Here is a 15352-nt window from a genome sequence, read left to right as displayed (position 1 = left end):
TGGATCAAGCAACGTTGAAAGAGTAGTCCCATTTTTGCGGTTGACCCGCGTGGTCGTTTGCCGCGTGACAAGTTGCCTCATAACCGTGGCAAAACTTTGCAACAAATCCACAGAACGCTGGCAGGGAGGAAAACAGTACAGATCCCCAGGCCTGCACAAACCTCTGTGGTGAGGGGATTTATCCCCGACCGGCTGCGCAGCAGTCGCCAAACCCGGCAACACGGTTTATCTGAAAAAGCATGTCTGAATGGATTTGGGGCCGCTTCGCAGCCCATCGGGGATAAATCCCCTCGCCACACAAGCAAATCTGCACCGCAAAAAAAATCGATGTCTGGCTAACTAAATTTTTTGTCATAGCAACTTCCTGTTACAGACTGGTGATAACCTCGCGGTTCCCCTCGAACCAGACCTGCCCTCAGATGCCCAGCCAAGAGCCGTTGCTGTTACGCCACCATCGTCCCTTTCTCGCGTTCTGGATGGCGCGGATTTTCACCGCCAGCGGTTTTCAGATGCTCACCGTGGCGATTGGCTGGAACCTGTATCAACTGACCGGCAACGTCCTCGACCTGGGTTTGGTCGGTCTGGTCGAATTCGCCCCGCGCGTGCTGTTCATGCTGCACACCGGGCATGTCGCCGACCGCTATGACCGACGCAAAGTCGCAGCGATCTGCCAGTCGTTGCAGGCCATGATCGCCCTCGCGCTGGCCATTGGTAGCGCCACCGATCACGTCACCCGCGAGATGATCTTCATCCTCGCCTTCCTGCTCGGTGCGGCGCGCTCCTTCGAGATGCCGACCACTCAGGCATTGCTGCCGAGCATCGTGCCCAGCGCCCTGTTCCCCCGAGCCGTCGCGGCAGCGCAATCGGCGCAACAGTCAGCGACCATCGTCGCCCCGGCCCTTGGCGGTTTGCTCTACGCGTTCGGCAGCGTCTGGGTGTATGGCCCGACCGTGCTGCTCTACGTGATCGCCTGCACGCTTATGCTCAACCTGCCCGCGCGGCAAACACCATTGAACAAAGGCAAAGCCACACTGGATTCGTTGCTGGCGGGGATCCGCTTCATTCGCAGCCGCCCGGATATTCTCGGCGCGATTTCGCTGGATCTGTTTGCGGTACTGCTCGGCGGTGCGACGGCGCTGCTGCCGGTGTTCGCCAAGGACATTCTGCTGACCGGCCCGTGGGGTCTGGGCCTGCTGCGCTCGGCGCCAGCGGTCGGTGCGCTGGGGATGTCACTGTTCCTCGCACGATTTGCCGTGGAACGTAACGTCGGTCGGGTGATGTTCACTGCGGTCGGCATCTTCGGCGTCGCGACCATCGCCTTCGGTCTGTCGACCTCGTTCTGGTTCTCGCTGGCGGTGCTGGTGGTACTCGGCGCGGCAGACATGATCAGCATGGTCATCCGCGCCTCCTTCGTGCAACTGGAAACACCGGACGAAATGCGCGGCCGGGTCAGCGCGGTCAACGGCCTGTTCATCGGCGCTTCCAATCAGCTGGGCGAATTCGAATCCGGCGTCACCGCCCACTGGTTCGGCACCGTGCCTGCCGTGGTCATGGGCGGGATCGGCACGCTGGTGGTGACGGGGACGTGGATCAAGTTGTTTCCGACGCTGGCGAATCGGGACCGGATGCATGTGCCGGTGGAAGAGAAGAAGGTTTGAGTTCATCGGCAAAATCGGCAGGCCAAACACACATCAGATGAAAATGTGCGGTACATAGATACCGCACTGAGTGTAATGTATCGCCTTACACTCGCCCCATGATCAAATCCTTTCAGCACAAATAGCAAGCAGGCTCATGCCCATGCACAACCCGCCACACCCCGGCGAAACACTGTTGAGGGATGTTCTGCCCGATTTGGGCATCAGTGTTACCGAACTGGCACGGCATCTGGGTTTTGCGCGCCCACATCTTTCGCGTGTATTGCACGGTCATGCGCCGATCAGCCCGGATCTGGCTGTACGCCTGGAGCGTGCGGGCATTGGTAAGGCTCGCGTTTGGCTGGGTGTTCAAACTGATTACGATCTGTGGCAAGCAGAACATCGCGAGCAGCCGCCAATTCAACCGATCGCTGCACACGCCTGATCGACTCACACCAACAACTCCCCCGCCACTTTCGCCCTGAGCGCCTTGCCCCCCAGTTGCTCAACCAGCGCCAAGGCAAACTCCAGCACCGCGCCAGAACCTTGCGCGGTGATGCAGTTGCCGTCGACCACTACCGGTTGATCAACAAACGTACAGCCCGACAGTTGATGACTGGCGCTGGGCAAGCAGGTCATGCGGCGTTGGCGCAGCACGCCAGCAGCTTGCAGGGCGACGGCCGGGGATTCGGCGATGGCGGCGAACAGGCGTCCGGCGCTGGATTGATCCTTAAGTATTTGTTGCAGAGGTTGGTGTGCAGCGAGGTGTTGAGCACCGACGGCGCCGCCGGGTAAAGCGATCAGGTCGAAGGTCTGCGCCAGCACATCGACAAGCATCCCGTCGGCAGTCAGGCGGGTGCCGCGGGCGCAGGTGAGCATGCGCCGGCCTTCGATGCTGGCCGCGACGACTTCGATGCCGGCACGGCGTAGCACGTCGATGAGGGTCACGCTTTGCAGATCATCGATGCCCTCGGCGAGGGTAATCAGGGCTCTAAAGGTCATAGGCTGTGTCCGCTGGGTGATCCTTTAAGCGTAGTCAGCTTCGCCTGGATCGCGCAGCGCCAGCCGTTACTTGATGTAAAGCTGCGTTGAAACCTTGTTGCCCGGCGCGTTAATAGAAGTGTTGCTGTAGGTGAACGTGCCTTCCTGCTTGCCATCCAGATCAAAGATGTACAGCGTGCCGACGACCTTCGACGCGGCGCCGGTGCATTGCGTGAGGTTGCCGTTGCCGTAGGCGCAGACCTGGGTTTTCATTCCGTCCAGTTCAAAACCGTCCAGTGCGGCATTGGGAACGCGGCCGTAACCCATTTCCAGCACATACACCTTGATGTTGGCACCGCCGTGGTCGCAGGCCGTCTTGTCCTGCCCATCAGAAATATTTTCGATGCCGCAGGCCGCCGATTGCACCTTGAGCACCTGCACACTGGTCAACGGTGGCGCCGTTGCCGCCATAACGGCTGGCACACTGGCCATAAACGTGCAAAACAGCCCCAACGATCGAATGAAATTGCGCTTGACGCCCATCATGACCTTCCCCCCAAAACAGGCGCGCAGTATGGCTCACTTCGCCTGACTGCAAAACATCGCCGACGATCGCAGCCAATCCCCCATGCTGCTGGTATGATGCGCGGCTTTTTCCGGCCCATCACAATTTCTCAGGCGCTTGCGACGGTCTGTGCTTTGCTGTTGAGGTCGATACATTCACGGCGCTACGCGCGCCACGGGGAGCAGACATGCTGGAAAGGCTGTTTCAACTCAAGGCACACAACACCAACGTGCGCACCGAGATTCTGGCGGGCATCACGACTTTCTTGGCCATGGCCTACATTCTGTTCGTCAACCCGAGCATTCTCGGCGAGACCGGCATGGACAAGGGTGCGGTGTTCGTCGCCACCTGTCTGGCAGCTGCCATCGGCTCGACGGTCATGGGCCTGATCGCCAACTACCCGATCGCCCTCGCGCCGGGCATGGGCCTGAACGCCTTCTTCACCTACACCGTTGTTTTGCACATGGGCCACACGTGGCAAGTGGCGCTGGGTGCGGTGTTCATTTCGGCGGTGCTGTTCTTCCTGCTGTCGATCTTCCGCATCCGTGAATGGATCATCAACAGCATCCCGCTGCCGCTGCGCTCGGCGATTGCCGCCGGTATCGGCCTGTTCCTGGCGCTGATCGCCCTGCACAACGCCGGCATCGTGGTCAGCAACCCGGCGACCATGGTCGGCCTCGGTGACCTGAAACAACCGGCACCGATTCTCGCGACCCTCGGCTTCGCCCTGATCGTTGCCCTCGAAGCGCTGAAAGTGCGCGGCGCGGTGTTGATCGGCATTCTCGCGGTGACCATCACCTCCATCGCCATGGGCTTCACCCCGTTCGGCGGCGTGACGTCGATGCCACCTTCGCTGGCGCCGACCTTCCTGCAACTGGACATCAAAGGCGCACTGGACATCGGTCTGGTCAGCGTGATTTTCGCCTTCCTGTTCGTCGACCTGTTCGACAACTCCGGCACCCTGATCGGCGTCGCCAAGCGCGCCGGCCTGATGGGCAAGGACGGCCACATGCCGAAAATGGGTCGCGCACTGATCGCCGACAGCACCGCGGCCATGGCCGGTTCGCTGCTGGGTACGTCGACCACCACCAGCTACATCGAATCCGCCGCCGGCGTCAGTGCTGGCGGCCGTACCGGTTTGACCGCCATCGTCGTGGCGATTCTGTTCCTGCTGGCGCTGTTCTTCTCGCCACTGGCAGCCAGCGTTCCGGCGTTCGCCACTGCACCGGCACTGCTGTTCGTCGCCGTGTTGATGACTTCAGGCCTGGCGGAAATAGACTGGGACGACATCACTGTTGCCGCGCCGGTTGTGGTGACCGCGCTGGCCATGCCGTTCACTTACTCGATCGCCAACGGCATCGCCTTCGGCTTCATCTCCTGGACGGTGATCAAGTTACTGTCCGGTCGCGCCCGTGAGCTGAACCCGGCGCTGGTGATTCTGTCGATTCTGTTCGTGATCAAGTTGGGTTGGTTCAACGCATGACATTTGATTCCCAGGCTTACGCCGAGCAACTCGAAGCCAAGGTCACGCGCTTGCGTGACCTGCTGGCGCCGTTCGATGCCCCCGAGCCGACCGTGTTCGACTCGCCGCTGCAGAACTTCCGTCTGCGCGCCGAATTCCGCCTGTGGCGCGAGGGCGGCGATCGGCATTACGCGATGTTCGCTCAGGACGACAAACGCACGCCGATCCTGATCGAAGAATTCCCGATCGCCAGCCTGCGCATCAATCAGTTGATGCCGCAGCTGAAAGCGGCGTGGCAGGCCAGTTCGGCGCTGAGCCACAAGTTGTTTCAGGTCGAGTTTCTGACCACGCTGTCGGGCGATGCGATGATCACCCTGTGCTATCACCGTCCGCTGGACGAGCACTGGCACGCGGCGGCGACCAAACTGGCGGCGGATCTCGGCGTCAGCATCATCGGTCGCTCGAAAGGCAAACGCGAAGTGCTCGGCCTCGATTACGTGGTCGAGAAACTCGAAGTCGGCGGTCGCACCTTCAGCTATCGCCAACCGGAAGGCGCGTTCACCCAGCCGAACGGCACCGTGAACCAGAAGATGCTCAACTGGGCATACGAAGCGCTCGGTGATCGCACTGACGACTTGCTGGAGTTGTACTGCGGCAACGGCAACTTCACCCTGCCGCTCGCCACCCGCGTGCGCAAAGTGCTGGCCACCGAAATCAGCAAGACCTCGGTCAACGCGGCACTGAGCAACCTCAGCGAAAACGCTGTGGATAACGTCACCCTTGTGCGTTTGTCCGCCGAAGAACTGACCGAAGCGCTCAACGAAGTGCGCCCGTTCCGTCGCCTGCAAGGCATCGACCTGAAGAGCTACGAGTTCGGCAGCGTCTTCGTCGACCCGCCACGCGCCGGCATGGATCCGGACACCTGCGAACTGACCCGGCGTTTCGACAACATTCTGTACATCTCCTGCAACCCGGAAACCCTGGCGGCCAACATCGCCCAGTTGCACGACACGCACCGCATCACCCAGTGCGCGTTGTTCGACCAGTTCCCGTGGACGCACCACATGGAATCGGGTGTCTTACTGACCCGACGTTGAGTGCGAATGCCAGATACAAAAAAGCCGTCGTGATTGACGGCTTTTTTGTGGGTGTTTACAACGCGGGATCGGCCTTGCGTGGTCGCCCGCCCTTTTTGCCATTCGCTCGAGCAGCTTCGGACTTTGCAGCACTGCTTTGACGACCGTTACGCGATGCAACCACCGACGCGGCCATCTTCATGAGTGACGGGCTCGCTGAAATCATCCCGGCAATGGAAACGTCAAGGTCTTTGCCCTCATGGCAAAGCGCAGTGCCTGCGAACCCGACTGTCAGCCCCTCGTAATCGCCTGCATCAAACCCGTCAAACTCTGGATACTGGTTCACCGGTAGCAACACACCGCTGCCATCCTCAAAACGGATGACCAGAGATGATTCTTCAAAGGTTACGGAGACCGCCTGCAAGCTACTCGCCCGGCGAGCCTCCCCTTGCAGGATGGCGGCGTCGATCATCTCCTCCGTCAGGGGGCGACGTGTGGATGGCTTAGCTTTGACGACTTTCATAGATCGATTTCCACTCCTTCGAAACGTGCGAGCGGGATGCCCATCTCGCATCACGATCGCTATTGCATGTTTCTTTTAGCTGCGCACCTATACTAACCCATCAGTTAGGTTAACTGATTTCAAGTGTGAAATTTATGTCTCATTCCTGCTTCAGAATTTCTACCAAATATTGCTTCTGTGCGATCACCGAACATAAAACGCCACGTGCATTTTTGTTCAATTGACCATGGTAACCATCTAGTACATTTTATCTCCACAGGCCGAAACCTCTGGCCAAAGCCAAAAACAATAAGTGGAGTTACCCCTCATGCCCCCTATCGTTCTGGTGCTCAACGGCCCGAACCTGAACCTGCTTGGCACCCGCGAGCCAGCGACTTATGGTCACGAAACCCTGGCGGATATTTCGGCACTGTGCGGTCGCGCGGCTGAAGAATTCGGCCTGGCCGTGGAGTTTCGCCAGACCAATCACGAAGGCGAATTGCTCGACTGGATTCACGCGGCGCGCGGTCGTTGCGCCGGGATCGTGATCAACCCGGCAGCGTGGACGCACACGTCGGTGGCGATACGCGATGCGCTGGTGGCCAGTGAATTGCCGGTGATTGAAGTGCATCTGTCCAACGTCCACGCCCGCGAACCGTTTCGTCATCACTCGTTTGTCTCGGCAATTGCCACGGCGGTGATGGCCGGGTTTGGCAGTCATGGCTATCGCCTGGCGCTGGAACATTTCAGTCAGCGGCTGAAGGGGTGAATCGCATGTCGCATTCCAACGTAATTCTCGCCGGGTTGATCGGTGCCGGTATTCAGGCTTCGCGCACGCCGGCGCTGCATGAGCACGAGGGTGATGCGCAGGGCATGCGTTATCTGTATCGATTGATCGATCTCGATCAATTGCAAATGGACAGCACCGCCCTGCCCGATCTGCTGCTGGCAGCTGAGCGGATGAACTACACCGGGCTGAACATTACTTTTCCGTGCAAGCAGGCGATTATTCCGCTGCTTGATGAGTTGTCGCCGGAAGCTCGGGGCATCGGCGCGGTCAACACGGTGGTGCTGAGGGACGGCAAGCGCGTCGGTCACAACACCGATTGTCTGGGTTTTGCCGAGGGTTTTCGCCGTGGTTTGCAGGACGCTGCCCGCGAACGTGTCGTCCAGATGGGCGCCGGCGGTGCGGGCGCGGCAGTGGCCCACGCGTTATTGAGCGAAGGCGTGCAGCAACTGAGTATTTTCGACGTCGACATTGAGCGTGCGGAAAGTCTGGCGAACAACTTGAATCAGCATTTCGGCTTCGGTCGTGCGGTGGCGGGTCGGGATTTGCCGAGTACGCTGAATCTGGCTGATGGTCTGGTCAACACCACGCCGATGGGTATGGCCAAACTGCCGGGCATGCCAGTGCCAGTCGAGTTGCTGCGCAAGGAATTGTGGGTGGCGGAGATTGTCTATTTCCCGCTGGAAACCGAGCTGCTGCGTAATGCTCGCGCGTTGGGTTGCCGCACGTTGGATGGCGGCAACATGGCGGTGTTTCAGGCGGTGAAGGCGTTTGAATTGTTCAGCGGCGTGGTGCCGGATGCGCAGCGGATGCTGGCGCATTTTCAAAGCATGAACAGCTGAAGATCAAAAGATCGCAGCCTGCGGCAGCTCCTACAGGGATCGGTGTAGGAGCTGCCGAAGGCTGCGATCTTTTGATTGTCAGGCTTGCAGGTAGCGCAGCACCGATTCGCAGATCATCTCGCGATGCCGCTGCTTGATGCTTTCATCCGGCAGGTCGATCTGGAAGATCTCGCCAAACGTGTGCCGGTTCGACACGCGATAGAAGCAGAACGAACTGATCAACAAATGCACATCCAGCGCATCCAGCCCCGCACGGAACACACCTTCGTCAGCACCGCGACGCAGAATCTCGCCGAGTGAATCGAGGATGGTGTTGTTCATCGCCTTGATCGCATCGGAACGCTTCACGAATTCAGCATTGTGAATGTTTTCGATGCTGACGATGCGCACGAAATCGACGTTGCGATCGTGGTGATCAAACGTAAATTCAACCAATCGGCGAATCGCTTCGACCGGCGCCAGCTCGGCCAGGTGCAGACGGTTTTCGGTGCTGCGGATATCGCCGTAAAGCTTCTCCAGCACCTCGACGTACAACTGCTCCTTACTGCCGAAGTAGTAATAGATCATGCGTTTGGAGGTGTGGATGCGCTCGGCGATCGCGTCGACGCGAGCACCGGACAAACCTTGCTGGACGAACTCGACGATCGCCTCCTGCAGGATGTTCTCGCGGGTCTTTTCCGGGTTGTTTTTGCGACTCTTGCGCGGCTCTACGACGGGCACGACAGTAGCTGCGGAAAGTTCTGAATTTATCGTCATTGCGGGCTCACGGCCATCACTGCACAGGCGGCGATTATGGGCCCGCGCCGCACAGTGAAGGAAGCCGCGCGAGCCGTGTTTAATCCCGCGTTTACGAATTTCCTACAACTTCGCCTGGCGAACGGCGCCGCTGCGTGATTTGGCCATCGCCGCCAAACGCACCGCGACATTCGCTGCGCCGTAACCGGCATAGCCGTTTTTGCGCTGGATGATCTCGAAGAAGAAGCGTCCTTCGAACGGCTCGGTGTAGACGTGAAACAGCTCGCCGCCCTGCGCATCACGGTCATAGAGCACGTTGTAATACGCCAGCTCGCTGAGGAATTCGTCGTCGAAATCAAAACGTGCGGCGAGGTCGTCGTAATAGTTGAGCGGAATATCCAACAGCGGCACACCGGCCTCTTTGGCGCGACTGACTTCGGCGAAGATGTCGTCACAATCGAAGGCGATGTGATGCACACCGGAACCGCGATAACTCGACAGCGCGTGGGAGATCGCGGTGTTGCGGTTCTCTGAGATATTCAGCGGCAAGCGGATCGAGCTGTCGCGACTGCGCAGTGCGCGGCTCTTCACCAGCCCGTACGGGTCGGGCAGCACCACTTCATCATCCGCTTCGAAATCCAGCAGGCTCTTGTAGAACAGCACCCAACTGTCGAGGCTGTCGGCCGGCAGCGCCATGGCCATGTGGTCGATGCGCTTGAGGCCGCCACGGGCCGGGGCATCCGCCAGCAGGTTGAAATCGGTGCCGTAGACGTCGGCCTGTTCATCGACCAGATAAATCAGGCTACCGTCCGGCGCGCGCACTGCCGCCAGTTCCAGTTCGTTGGGGCCGACCAGTCCGCGATAGGGCTGACCTTTGTAAGCCACGGCGCGGGCCAAAGCACTGGCGCTGTCCTTGACCCGCACGGCGGTGGCGCACAACGACGGGCCGTGGGCTTCGAAAAAGCTGTGGGCGAAAGAGTAAGGCTCGGAGTTGAGAATCAGGTTGATGTCGCCCTGACGCAACAGACTCACGCTCTTGGAGCGGTGCTGCCCGGCCTTGACGAAACCCAAGCGTTCCAGCCAATTCGACAGCTTGGCACCGAGGCTTTCATCGACGGCAAACTCGAGAAACTCGATGCCGTTGTACTCGCTGGCCTGCGGCGTTTCGAAAAGAATTTCGCGGTTGGCCACAGGCGTCGCTTCCTGCTCCAGACGCTGGCGAGTCTTCTCCTCCAGGTACAGCAGCGAACGCAAACCGTCGGCAGCATTGGCCCGTGGCGGCGCGGCGCGGAAGCCGTCGTTGAAAATTTCCAGCGACAGCGGCCCGGTGTAACCGCTCTGAATGATCGGTGCAAGGAACCCCGGTAGATCGAATTCGCCCTGCCCCGGGAAGCAGCGGAAATGCCGGCTCCACTCCAGCACGTCCATCTGCAGAATCGGCGCGTCGGCCATTTGCACGAAGAAGATTTTGTCGCCGGGAATGTCGGCAATGGCGCGCGGATCGCCCTTCAGCGACAAGGTGTGAAAGCTGTCGAGCAGCACGCCGAGGCTCGGATGATCGGCCTGACGCACGATGTCCCAGACCTGTTGATAAGTATTGACGTGACGACCCCAGGCCAGCGCTTCGTAACCAATGCGCAAGCCGCGCGCGCCGGCGTGTTCCGCCAGCAAGCGCAGGTCATCGACTAGAATTTGTTGATCGCCGACGCTGTCCGCCGAGGCGTTGCTGCAGACCAGCACCAGGTCGGTGCCGAGTTCCTGCATCAGGTCGAACTTGCGTTCGGCGCGCTCAAGATTGCGCGCCAGGCGATCGCGGCGGCAGCCTTCGAAATCGCGGAACGGCTGAAACAGGGTGATGGCGATGCCGAGATCGGCGCACATCTGTTTAATTTCTCGCGGACTGCCGTCGTAGTACAGGAGGTCGTTTTCGAAGATCTCCACCCCGTCGAACCCGGCGGCGGCAATGGCTTCGAGTTTTTCCGGCAGGGTGCCGCTCAAGGAAACGGTGGCAATGGAACGCTGCATGTTTCAACTCCCGGACTGCGCCGCTTGATCTTTACTGTAGGAGCTGCCGAAGGCTGCGATCTTTTGATGTTGCTTTTCAGAATCAAGATCAAAGGATCGCAGCCTTCGGCAGCTCCTACATGGGATGGGTTTTTATAGTGGGGAAATTATTGGCTGCATTGAACGCGGCAGCAATTTAAAGTGTACTACCCGGTTAGTTTTGCGTGCGATTATCGAACACAATGGCGGTTTGGCGAATTGACGATTTTTCGTCCACTGCCCACCATCGACCGCACATTGAGTCCGGATATGAACCACCGGTCGCAGCGTGCAAAGAAAAAAAGCACACCAAATAAAAAATCCAAAAACGGGTGGAACACATGATTCCTTCACAGACTTCCCGCATGGCTCCGGCCATGAGCACTGCCTCAGGTGGCATCGGCGACAAGATCCGCGGCGCCATGGCGGTCGGCAAAACCCGCTGGGGCATGCTGGCGCTGGTGTTTTTCGCCACCACCCTGAACTACATCGACCGCGCCGCCCTCGGCGTCATGCAGCCAATCCTCGCCAAGGAAATGAGCTGGACGGCGATGGATTACGCCAACATCAACTTCTGGTTTCAGGTCGGCTACGCGATCGGTTTCGTCCTGCAAGGTCGACTGATCGACCGGGTCGGCGTCAAACGCGTGTTCTTCTGCGCCGTGCTGCTCTGGAGCCTGGCCACCGGCGCCCACGGCCTGGCGACATCGGCGGTCGGTTTCATGGTCTGCCGATTTATCCTCGGCCTCACCGAAGCGGCGAACTACCCGGCCTGCGTGAAAACCACGCGCCTGTGGTTCCCCGCTGGCGAACGTGCGGTCGCCACCGGCATCTTCAACGCCGGCACCAACGTCGGCGCGATGTTCACGCCAATGTTGCTGCCGCTGGTTCTCCACGTCTGGGGCTGGCAAGCGGCGTTCCTGTGCATGTCGGCGCTCGGCGGGATCTGGTTGCTGTTCTGGGGTTTGAAATACTTCAACCCGGAAGATCACCCGAGCGTCAAGCAATCCGAACTGGACTACATCCAGCAGGAAGTTGAACCGGAACAGGCCCGCGTGCCGTTCTCGAGAATCCTGCGGATGCGCGGCACCTGGGCCTTCGCCATCGCTTATGCGCTGACCGCGCCGGTGTTCTGGTTCTACCTGTACTGGCTGCCGCCGTTTCTCAATCAGCAATACAACCTGGGCATCAACGTCACCCAGATGGGTATTCCGCTGATCATCATCTACGTGACGGCTGACTTCGGCAGCGTCGGCGGCGGCATTCTGTCTTCGTTCCTGATCGGTCGCGGGATGAACTCGATCAAGGCGCGGCTGCTGTCGATGTTGCTGTTCGCCTGCTGCATCATCGGCGTGATCATGGCGGCTGGCTCGGCCAATCTGTGGGTCGCGGTGGCGGCGATTTCTCTGGCGATCGGCGCGCATCAGGCCTGGACGGCGAACATCTGGAGCCTGGTGATGGACTACACGCCCAAGCACATGATGAGCACGGTGTTCGGTTTCGGCGGCATGTGCGCGGCGATCGGCGGGATGTTCATGACCCAGATCGTCGGCCATATCCTGACCGTGACCAACAACAACTACACCGTGTTGTTTACCCTGATTCCGGCGATGTATTTCCTTGCGCTGACGTGGATGTACTTCATGGCCCCGCGCAAGATCCCGACCGTCACCGAATAAATTCCTGTAGGAGCTGCGGCACGCTGCGATCTTTTGATCTTGATGTTGAAGATCAAAAGATCGCAGCCTCGTTTCACTCGTCAGCTCCTACAGGGGTTTGTGTTTCCGGCTTTGTTGCCACGCTGCTGCCAGTCCGCTGCAGCAGATCACCGCGATACCGATGATCGTCAACACACTCGGCGTGTGATTGAACAGCAGCCAGCCCAACAACCCCGCAAACACGATCTGGCAATACCCGAACGGCGCCAGCAGCGCCGGCGCGGCATGGCGGAACGCCTGGGTCAGGAACAAATGCGCGGTCATCCCGCAACTGCCCAGCGCCAGCATCAACCCGGCGTGGGTCAGCGTCGGCACCTGCCAGAAGAACGGCACCAGCGCACTCATCACCAACGTGTTGCACAACCCGGCGAAGAAGTTGCTGGTGGTCGGACTGTCGATCTCCGCGAGCTTGCGCGTGAGTAATTGATAGAAGCAGAAAAACAGCGCCGAGCAGAACGGCAACAGCACCGCTGGCGTGAACAGTTCACCGCCCGGGTGGACGATGATCAGCACGCCGATAAAGCCGCAAATGACGGCGATCCATTGGCCGCGTGTCACTCGTTCTTTGAGCAGCGGCACCGACAACGCCGTGACCAACACCGGTGCAAGAAAGTTGACCGCCGTGGCTTCCGCCAATGGGATGTACAGCAGCGCCGTGGTGAAAAACAGGCTGGTGCCGAGTAGGCAAAGTGCTCGAACCAACTGCCATAACGGCTTCTTGGTACGTAGGACGCGCAGCCCGGACTGAGGCAGAAAAATTCCCGCCATCAGTAAGGTGTGCACCAAATAACGCGCCCACACCACCATCACGATCGGATAGAAACCGGAGAGGTATTTCGACAGCGCGTCGTGGCTGGAGAACAGGAAAGTCGCCACGACAATCAGCAGGATCCCTTTGAAGGGTTGGTTGACACCGGAGAGCGGGGTGCTGACGGTCATTGGGTTTCCTTGTGTTGCCAAAAAAGATCAAAAGCTTCGCGGGCAAGCCTTGCTCCCACACGGTTTGCGTAAAACCCGCTTGCTCGCGAACAGGTGCGCAGCACCGCTTACAGCCGCGCCAACAATTCCCGAGTCTTGTTGATCGCCATCTGCGCCCGATCCAATCCACTCACGCCCTGCTCCAGCAGTTTAACCGTAGGAATTTCCAGGCTCAGTGGGATATTAGCCGGCAGCGCTTTCAGCAACCCGAGCAAATCGCAATCACCCTCGCCGGGAAACCGTCGCTCGTTGCGCGCCTGACGCAAGATCTCGGCCATGTCTGACGGTCGCGGCCCTGCGACATCACATAACTGCGCATAACGCAGTCGCGACGATGGCACCTTCGCAAGATCCTCAAGCTTTGACGCCGAACGATCAAAATGAAACGCATCAACCAACACCGCAGCATTTTCCCGACTAGCGTTTTCCACAATCCGCAGCGCTTGCTCAAGGTTGCGCGCATCCGTCCAGGGCATGAACTCCAGATGCGGATGCAACCCGAGCGGCGCCGCCAAATCGCACAACGCGGCAAAGTTATCCGTGAGTCGCTGCTCGTCAGGATCGTTACCGGCGACGAGCAATTCAGTCGCACCAAGCTCGGCGCCGACCGTAAGAAGTTTCTCGAAATAGGCAACAACGGTCTGCGGTTTCAGACGGAGGATTTCCACGTCGAGCACGCGGATGCCAGTGTCGCGCAATCGCTCCATCGTCCTACGCCGCAAATCGTTATCGGCTACCAGTGGAAAGTGATATTCCTCGGGCGTTGCTGGTTCCAGACGCAATCCGACATGGCTGTATCCGGCGCGAGCAGCGACTTCAATCATTTGCGGTGGCGACAACTCCAGCACGGTCAGGCTGGCCAGGGAGAGAATACGTTCGCTCATGTTCAAGCCTCGATCAGTGCAGGGGCGCAAGCACGGCCGGTGGAGGCGGCTTCGCGAATGGCTTCGATCAGCGCGAGGGTGCGCGCGGCATCAGCAGCACTGACCAACGGCTCGACTTCGCGCCGAGCCACGCGGACGAAATGCTCTAACTGCAAGCGTAAAGCTTCCTCACCGCCGTAGGACTCTTCCACACTCAACAACGGTTCATGCCAACCGGCGTCCACCTGATCAGCGGCGTAATGCCAGCGCTTGAGCTGCGGAATACTCAACGCCCCGGCGGTACCCGCCAGCAGATAACACGGTTGATCCGCCTGACGCGGATACGCCGGGTTTTCACCGGAGGCCAGCTCCCAACTCCACGGTGCCGCCACCGCATCGGAGCCGCTCAACGTGCCCAGTGTGCCGCCGGCAAACTGCAGCAACACCGCCGCGCTGTCCTCGTTGGCGAAACCGCGCACCGAGTTGTCGGTGAACGCTTGCACCGAACGCACTTCACCGCACAGGTGACGCAACAAATCGAGGTCGTGAATCAGGTTGGTCAGCAACATCCCCGCCCCTGCTTCACGGCGCCACGGGATCTCGAAATAGCTGTCCGGTTTACGCACCTGGAACAACGCGGTGACCGTGGTCAAACGCCCGAGCGCACCGCTTTGCACCAGCTCATGGGCACGGACGATCAGCGGATTGTGGCGTCGATGATGGCCGACCAACACCGGCACGCCGCTGCGTTTAACCGCCGCGACCAGTTCGCGCACTTCATCCAGATGCACGCCGACAGGCTTTTCCAGCAGCACCGGTACACCGGCCGCCAGACAATCGAGCGCCGTACTGACGTGTTGGTTATTAGGATTGGCGACGATGACTGCGTCTGGCTTGATCTGATCAAGCATCTGACGGTGATCGGCGAAATGTCTGACACCCCACTCAGCCGCAAGAGTGGCGGCTTGCGGCCCGGGATCAGCCACTGCGCACAGGCTGGCTTCGCTGAGGGTTTGCAGGTGCCGGTAATGTTGCTGACCCATATTGCCAGCGCCGATCAGGGCGATTCGAAGGGGCGAATTCAAGGCGCGATCCTTTTGTGATTATTGTCTGAAAAAAACTCCAGCAACAATTTAGAACCGAGTTCCAGAATCAAATACCCA

Annotated in this window: 15 protein-coding genes; 7 read left to right on the top strand and 8 right to left on the bottom strand. The window is 59.4% G+C overall.

Annotated features, from left to right (window positions below; genetic code table 11):
* Positions 1-419: 419 nt before the first annotated feature.
* Both ACIP66_RS09025 and ACIP66_RS09020 read left to right on the top strand, forming a co-directional pair.
* On the top strand, positions 420-1658 hold the full coding sequence (locus ACIP66_RS09025; protein WP_053124041.1) for an MFS transporter: 1239 nt from the start codon (positions 420-422) through the stop codon (positions 1656-1658).
* A gap of 136 nt (positions 1659-1794) precedes the next feature.
* Positions 1795-2082, top strand: a complete 288-nt coding sequence (locus tag ACIP66_RS09020) for a HigA family addiction module antitoxin (protein WP_159813604.1) — start codon at positions 1795-1797, stop codon at positions 2080-2082.
* 5 nt (positions 2083-2087) lie between these two features.
* On the opposite strand, the gene ACIP66_RS09015 is transcribed toward ACIP66_RS09020, so the two are convergent.
* Entirely contained in the window at positions 2088-2639 is a 552-nt protein-coding gene (locus ACIP66_RS09015; RefSeq protein WP_159813606.1) for a DJ-1 family glyoxalase III, read from the bottom strand.
* A gap of 66 nt (positions 2640-2705) precedes the next feature.
* On the bottom strand, positions 2706-3110 hold the full coding sequence (locus tag ACIP66_RS09010) for a DUF4879 domain-containing protein (RefSeq protein WP_400647306.1): 405 nt from the start codon (positions 3108-3110) through the stop codon (positions 2706-2708).
* 260 nt (positions 3111-3370) lie between these two features.
* Between ACIP66_RS09010 and ACIP66_RS09005 the strand changes: the two genes are divergently transcribed.
* Together ACIP66_RS09005 and trmA are read left to right on the top strand one after the other, a co-directional pair.
* Positions 3371-4666: an NCS2 family permease gene (locus tag ACIP66_RS09005; RefSeq protein ID WP_400647261.1), complete on the top strand. Its 1296-nt coding sequence runs from the start codon at positions 3371-3373 to the stop codon at positions 4664-4666.
* Positions 4663-5742: a tRNA (uridine(54)-C5)-methyltransferase TrmA gene (gene trmA, locus ACIP66_RS09000; protein WP_141126443.1), complete on the top strand. Its 1080-nt coding sequence runs from the start codon at positions 4663-4665 to the stop codon at positions 5740-5742. Before ACIP66_RS09005 ends, trmA begins: the two co-directional genes overlap by 4 nt.
* A gap of 55 nt (positions 5743-5797) precedes the next feature.
* On the opposite strand, the gene ACIP66_RS08995 is transcribed toward trmA, so the two are convergent.
* Positions 5798-6244, bottom strand: coding sequence for a DUF2442 domain-containing protein (locus ACIP66_RS08995; RefSeq protein ID WP_159813614.1), 447 nt, complete (start codon positions 6242-6244; stop codon positions 5798-5800).
* Between the two features lie 307 nt (positions 6245-6551).
* On the opposite strand from ACIP66_RS08995, the gene aroQ reads away from it, so the two are divergent.
* Together aroQ and ACIP66_RS08985 are read left to right on the top strand one after the other, a co-directional pair.
* Positions 6552-6992 (top strand): type II 3-dehydroquinate dehydratase, encoded by a 441-nt coding sequence (gene aroQ / locus ACIP66_RS08990; RefSeq protein WP_008084592.1) that lies wholly within the window; start codon positions 6552-6554, stop codon positions 6990-6992.
* Between the two features lie 5 nt (positions 6993-6997).
* The gene (locus tag ACIP66_RS08985; RefSeq protein ID WP_400647257.1) at positions 6998-7852 is read left to right on the top strand and encodes a shikimate dehydrogenase; all 855 of its coding nucleotides are present in this window, start codon (positions 6998-7000) and stop codon (positions 7850-7852) included.
* 78 nt (positions 7853-7930) lie between these two features.
* Here ACIP66_RS08985 and ACIP66_RS08980 read toward each other — a convergent pair whose 3' ends face one another.
* Together ACIP66_RS08980 and quiC are read right to left on the bottom strand one after the other, a co-directional pair.
* Positions 7931-8608, bottom strand: a complete 678-nt coding sequence (locus ACIP66_RS08980; protein ID WP_400647254.1) for a TetR family transcriptional regulator — start codon at positions 8606-8608, stop codon at positions 7931-7933.
* 102 nt (positions 8609-8710) lie between these two features.
* Entirely contained in the window at positions 8711-10612 is a 1902-nt protein-coding gene (gene quiC / locus ACIP66_RS08975; RefSeq protein ID WP_053124058.1) for a 3-dehydroshikimate dehydratase QuiC, read from the bottom strand.
* Between the two features lie 359 nt (positions 10613-10971).
* On the opposite strand from quiC, the gene ACIP66_RS08970 reads away from it, so the two are divergent.
* Positions 10972-12309 (top strand): MFS transporter, encoded by a 1338-nt coding sequence (locus tag ACIP66_RS08970; protein WP_400647251.1) that lies wholly within the window; start codon positions 10972-10974, stop codon positions 12307-12309.
* An 87-nt stretch (positions 12310-12396) separates the two neighbouring features.
* Here the strand turns inward: ACIP66_RS08970 and ACIP66_RS08965 are convergent, their stop codons facing one another.
* From ACIP66_RS08965 to ACIP66_RS08955, 3 genes are all read right to left on the bottom strand, one after another.
* Complete coding sequence (locus ACIP66_RS08965; RefSeq protein ID WP_159813620.1) at positions 12397-13287, bottom strand: DMT family transporter; 891 nt, start codon at positions 13285-13287, stop codon at positions 12397-12399.
* A 107-nt stretch (positions 13288-13394) separates the two neighbouring features.
* On the bottom strand, positions 13395-14210 hold the full coding sequence (locus tag ACIP66_RS08960) for a sugar phosphate isomerase/epimerase family protein (RefSeq protein ID WP_400647248.1): 816 nt from the start codon (positions 14208-14210) through the stop codon (positions 13395-13397).
* Between the two features lie 2 nt (positions 14211-14212).
* On the bottom strand, positions 14213-15274 hold the full coding sequence (locus ACIP66_RS08955; protein ID WP_400647245.1) for a Gfo/Idh/MocA family protein: 1062 nt from the start codon (positions 15272-15274) through the stop codon (positions 14213-14215).
* Between the last annotated feature and the right edge of the window lie 78 nt (positions 15275-15352).

Source organism: Pseudomonas sp. NPDC088429 (genome assembly GCF_044753305.1).
Lineage (GTDB): Bacteria > Pseudomonadota > Gammaproteobacteria > Pseudomonadales > Pseudomonadaceae > Aquipseudomonas > Aquipseudomonas rustica.
Note: the sequence above shows the minus strand (reverse complement) of the source record. Positions and strands in the feature narration are given on the sequence as shown.

Coding starts and splice junctions, on each gene's coding strand:
- ACIP66_RS08985 (WP_400647257.1), top strand. CDS start 6,998: ATGTCGCATTCCAACGTAATTCTCGCCGGGTTGATCGGTGCCGGTATT.
- ACIP66_RS09025 (WP_053124041.1), top strand. CDS start 420: ATGCCCAGCCAAGAGCCGTTGCTGTTACGCCACCATCGTCCCTTTCTC.
- ACIP66_RS08965 (WP_159813620.1), bottom strand. CDS start 13,287: ATGACCGTCAGCACCCCGCTCTCCGGTGTCAACCAACCCTTCAAAGGG.
- trmA (WP_141126443.1), top strand. CDS start 4,663: ATGACATTTGATTCCCAGGCTTACGCCGAGCAACTCGAAGCCAAGGTC.
- ACIP66_RS08970 (WP_400647251.1), top strand. CDS start 10,972: ATGATTCCTTCACAGACTTCCCGCATGGCTCCGGCCATGAGCACTGCC.
- ACIP66_RS08980 (WP_400647254.1), bottom strand. CDS start 8,608: ATGACGATAAATTCAGAACTTTCCGCAGCTACTGTCGTGCCCGTCGTA.
- ACIP66_RS09005 (WP_400647261.1), top strand. CDS start 3,371: ATGCTGGAAAGGCTGTTTCAACTCAAGGCACACAACACCAACGTGCGC.
- ACIP66_RS09020 (WP_159813604.1), top strand. CDS start 1,795: ATGCCCATGCACAACCCGCCACACCCCGGCGAAACACTGTTGAGGGAT.
- ACIP66_RS08995 (WP_159813614.1), bottom strand. CDS start 6,244: ATGAAAGTCGTCAAAGCTAAGCCATCCACACGTCGCCCCCTGACGGAG.
- ACIP66_RS09010 (WP_400647306.1), bottom strand. CDS start 3,110: ATGGCCAGTGTGCCAGCCGTTATGGCGGCAACGGCGCCACCGTTGACC.
- ACIP66_RS09015 (WP_159813606.1), bottom strand. CDS start 2,639: ATGACCTTTAGAGCCCTGATTACCCTCGCCGAGGGCATCGATGATCTG.
- ACIP66_RS08960 (WP_400647248.1), bottom strand. CDS start 14,210: ATGAGCGAACGTATTCTCTCCCTGGCCAGCCTGACCGTGCTGGAGTTG.
- aroQ (WP_008084592.1), top strand. CDS start 6,552: ATGCCCCCTATCGTTCTGGTGCTCAACGGCCCGAACCTGAACCTGCTT.
- quiC (WP_053124058.1), bottom strand. CDS start 10,612: ATGCAGCGTTCCATTGCCACCGTTTCCTTGAGCGGCACCCTGCCGGAA.